Annotated in this window: 4 protein-coding genes and 1 pseudogene; 1 reads left to right on the top strand and 4 read right to left on the bottom strand. The window is 71.5% G+C overall.

The genetic code is table 11. The features are described 5' to 3' along the window. A pseudogene (locus VLK61_RS25600) lies at positions 1-1,436 on the bottom strand (transcriptional regulator); the annotation flags it as partial. Beyond that, positions 1,436-2,227, bottom strand: a complete 792-nt coding sequence (locus VLK61_RS25595; protein ID WP_325425331.1) for a TetR/AcrR family transcriptional regulator — start codon at positions 2,225-2,227, stop codon at positions 1,436-1,438. The pseudogene VLK61_RS25600 and the gene VLK61_RS25595, both read right to left, overlap by 1 nt. A gap of 58 nt (positions 2,228-2,285) precedes the next feature. Here VLK61_RS25595 and VLK61_RS25590 point away from each other — a divergent pair, with 58 nt between their 5' ends. Continuing rightward, positions 2,286-2,750 (top strand): hypothetical protein, encoded by a 465-nt coding sequence (locus VLK61_RS25590; protein ID WP_325425329.1) that lies wholly within the window; start codon positions 2,286-2,288, stop codon positions 2,748-2,750. A 48-nt stretch (positions 2,751-2,798) separates the two neighbouring features. Here the strand turns inward: VLK61_RS25590 and VLK61_RS25585 are convergent, their stop codons facing one another. Both VLK61_RS25585 and VLK61_RS25580 read right to left on the bottom strand, forming a co-directional pair. After that, positions 2,799-3,365: a hypothetical protein gene (locus tag VLK61_RS25585; protein ID WP_325425327.1), complete on the bottom strand. Its 567-nt coding sequence runs from the start codon at positions 3,363-3,365 to the stop codon at positions 2,799-2,801. A gap of 84 nt (positions 3,366-3,449) precedes the next feature. Further along, positions 3,450-3,899 (bottom strand): hypothetical protein (locus tag VLK61_RS25580; RefSeq protein WP_414636860.1); only part of this gene is annotated, 450 nt, incomplete at its 5' end.

Here is a 3,899-nt window from a genome sequence, read left to right as displayed (position 1 = left end):
CCCAGCCGCGCCAGGATGCGTGTGCCTTCGTCGAAACGGCCGACATGCTGCAGGCCGGCGCACAGGTGCGCGCTGGCCAGCGCCGCGTCGCGCTCGCGGCCGGCGGCGGCATAGCCGGCCACCGCGTGGTGCATGCAGTGCAGCAGCGCATCGAAGTCGTAGCCGGGCCAGGCAGTGAGGCCGCGCAGCATCCACAGGTCCGGCATCGCCGCGTACTGGGCGTCCGGAAACTGCGCCAGCATCTGCGCCAGGCTGCTGCCGCCGCCGGTGGCCAGCAGGCTGAAGCCGCGCTGCAGCAGCACGCCCAGCGCCTGCTCCCAGGCCGCGGCACGCTGCAGGTAGGCCACCGCACGGGCCAGGTCGGGCTCATCCTCGGCGGCGCGGCGCAGCGATTGCAGCCAGGCCTCGGGCTGCTCGCGCCGCAGCCGGTCTTCGAGGAACTCGCGGAACAGGTCGTGCAGGCGCAGCGTCGGCACATCGGTGGCGAGCACCGAGACGAACAGGCCGCGGCGGTCCACCTCGTCGAGCAGCGCTGCCGCGTCGACCAGGCCAGAGACCCGGGCGCAGCGCTCGGCGGTCAACTCCGGCAGCACGGCGCTGAGCAGCAGGAACTCGCGCAGCCGCGGCGGCATGTCCTGCAGCACCTCGGTGGCGAGGAAGTCGAACAGGTGGCGCTGCGTCAGCCGCTCGCCGCCGCGCGCGGCCTGGCGGCCGACCGACAGGCTCAAGCGCAGGCCGGCGGCCCAGCCCTGCGTGCGGGCCAGCAACGAGCGCGCTTGTTCGCCGCTGTCCGCGCCCGCCGCGGTGGCCGGATGTGCGCTGCGCACCAGCGCTTCGACCTCGTCGGCGTTGAACTGCAGGTCGGCCTGACGGAACTCGGCCAGGTTGCCGGCGGCGCGCCAGCGGGCCAGCGCCAGCGGCGGCTCGGCACGGCTGGACAGCACGATGCCCCAGTGCGCCGGCAGCCGCTCGATGACCATCTGCAGCAGTTCGAACACCCGGGCATCGACGATGCGGTGGCCGTCGTCGATCAGGATCAGGCCGCGCTCGCAATCCAGGCCGGCCAGCGCATTGACCAGGGCGCCGGCCACTTCGCGCAGGCCACGATCGGCCAGCGCCAGCGTGGCCAGGGCATCGGGCGACACGCGCCAGGGCAGCTGCAGCGGTTCGAAGGCCGCGCACAGGCAGGCCAGGAAGCCGGGCAACTGCTCGTCTTCATCCGCGCCGATCCAGGCCAGCACGGCGCCGGGCGGCAGGTCGTGGATCAGCTGCGCCAGTGCCGCCGTCTTGCCATAGCCGGCCGCCGCGCACAGCAGCGTCAACGGCTGGGCCTGCACTGCATGGCGCAGCTGCTGCTGCAGCCGCGGCCTGTCGACCCAGCCCGGCGGCCGCCGCGGCGGCTGGATGCGCGTGATCGCGAAAGTGGGGGCGAACATCATCGGGCGGCCCCCAGCGGCGGCAAGGGCCGGCGCACGACGGCCCGGGCCTGGTCCCAGGGCACGCCCAGGCCGGTGAGCACCAGCGTGGCCACCGCTGCGGCATGGCCGGGCGGCGCCATGCCGGCCGCGATGACACGCATGCCCTGGGTCACCGCACCGCCCACCAGGTCCAGCGCGGCGGCCTCGCTGCTGAGGCGGAAGGCCTTCTGCCGCACGCCCAGGCGCAGATCGGCCAGCACGTACTCGGCCGTGGTGCGCAGCAGCTGCGGCGACATCGCGGCCACATCCAGCACCGTCAGCGCCCAGGCCGGGCTTTGTTCGGCCAGCCAGAAATAACGCCGATTGCCGATGGCCATGCGTTCGGCCGCTTCGGGGATGGCGGCGGCGCTGTCGGCGATGCAGGCACACAGGCCGCGCGCCAGCCAGACGGCCACCGCCTGCACCAGTTCATCCTTCGACGCGAAATGGTTGTACACGGTGGCGCCGGCCATGCCGGCGGCAGCGGCGATGTCGCCGATGGTCGTGGCGGCCACGCCGCGCTGGCTGAACATGCGCAGCGCCGCATCGATCAACTGGCGGCGCGTGCGCTCTCGCTTGGGCGCCGGCCCCTGGCTGCCGGCCAGCGCGGCGGCCAGTTCGGCCGGCAAGGGCGCCGGCAGCTCGGGTACCCGCGGGGCCGGCGGCGGCAGCGGCGCGGCCAATGGCGATGGGCGTGGCGCACGGTGCGGCGCCGGGGCGGATGGCCCGCCGCGGGCACCGCGCTCCCCCAAAAGACGGATGGTGTTCATTTTTGGAGGCTCATACCATTTTTGGCATCCCACTGATCTTATCGGAGTCTGATTCGGCTTGGACTGCGGCGACGAGGCCGCGCTGGCCCGTCGCGCGCAGCGCCTGCGACACCATGGCGTCGCGGCACAGGAGGCCGGCGCGGCGCTGTGCCACTCACGCCGGGTGGAACGCCTGTTCATCGCGCACGACCCGGCGGGCACTGCGATCGAGCTGTTCAGCGGCCTGGCCGAAGCGGACCAGCCCTTAGCCTCCCCGGTGTTCCCGGGCGGATTTCGCACCGGCGCGCTGGGCATGGGCCATGCCGCGCTGGTGGCCCGCGACCTGGCCGCGATGGAGCGCTTCTACGGTGCCACGCCCTCGGGCTTCGACTTCGAGATCGGCCACGGCAGCCAGGAGATCGACCCGGCCGGCTGGCGCGAGCTGCCCAGCAGTGTCACCAGCAGCTGGGGCCACCAGCCCAGCGCGCGGCTGCAGTGGAAGATGGCCAAGGCGCTGCTCAACCAATGGGTGCGCGGCGCTTGAGCCGCAAAGCCGCGGAACGCGTCGTGAGCCACGCCGCCGCGGGCCGCATCAGTCGATGGCAATCTGCTGGCGGGTGGCCGGATCGGTGACGATCTCATTGACGCGGCCATCGTCGCCGAACACCACCTGGAACTCCGCAAAGCTCGACAGCCACAGGCGCCAGACCTTGGCGTCCAGGTGCGCGTTCTCGCTGCTCACCGGGTAGCCCACGGCCATCAGCACCTGCTCACGCGTCATGCCCTTCATGATGCGGCCGCTGGTGATCGCGTCGCGCTGTTTGGCCGGGTAGCCGGCCAGCTTCTTCTTCGGATCTTCGGCCCACACATAGCGTTTCGCGAAGGCGCCGAGTTCCATGTCGCGGCTGTAGTCATTGCCGAGGGCCTGCTTGCTGCCGTCGCCCAGATCGACGAAGACGCGGTAACGGCCATAGCCCGTCACCTTGGCCGGCGTGCCCAGCGGAATCACCCGCTTGTGGGATTCGGCGTAGTTGATGTCGCTGATCCACTTGCCGTCGGTGCGCAGGTTGCAGCACAGGAAACCTTCGGGCATGGGTTGGGACCAGGCGGCAGCCGGCAGCAAGGCAGCCGCGCACAGGGCAACAAGACGGAAACGCATGGGCAATGACTCCTGAATGACGGGGGTGGACGAGGACGACGCGGGGCATTATCACCACGCCGCCCGGTCATCCTGAACGTCAACTCACGGCAGCGTGTAGGCCAGTCCGCTGTCGGCCAGGCCAGTCAGGTCGATGTTCAGCGCGTTCAAGTCCAGGCCGGCCGCCATCTGCGCCAGCGACACTGCGGTGAACTGTCCGCTGCCGAGCGTGCCGGTCCAGTAGGCCAGGTCGGCTGCCGACGGCGCCTGACCGACGAGGTTGCGGTACAGCAGGCCCACTTCAGCCTCCGGCGAGAAGCCCGGACCGAGCCTTGCCTCCAAGGCCAGCTGCATCAGCTCGGCCGGACTGAGGCCGGTGTCCAGCAGGTGCACGCCGATGCCGGCATAGACCCTGTTGGCGACCGCCTCGGGGCCGAACACCGCGCCGAGGTAGCGTGCGGTGAGGCCGCCGTTGCCCGCCATGTCGAAGGCCAGCGACACATCGCTGAAAGCCAGGCGCTCGATCTCGCTGAGCGCATCGCTGCCCTCGGCGCC

The organism is Aquabacterium sp., from assembly GCF_035476535.1.
Classification (GTDB): domain Bacteria; phylum Pseudomonadota; class Gammaproteobacteria; order Burkholderiales; family Burkholderiaceae_C; genus Pseudaquabacterium.
This window is presented reverse-complemented; position numbering and strand designations above follow the sequence as displayed.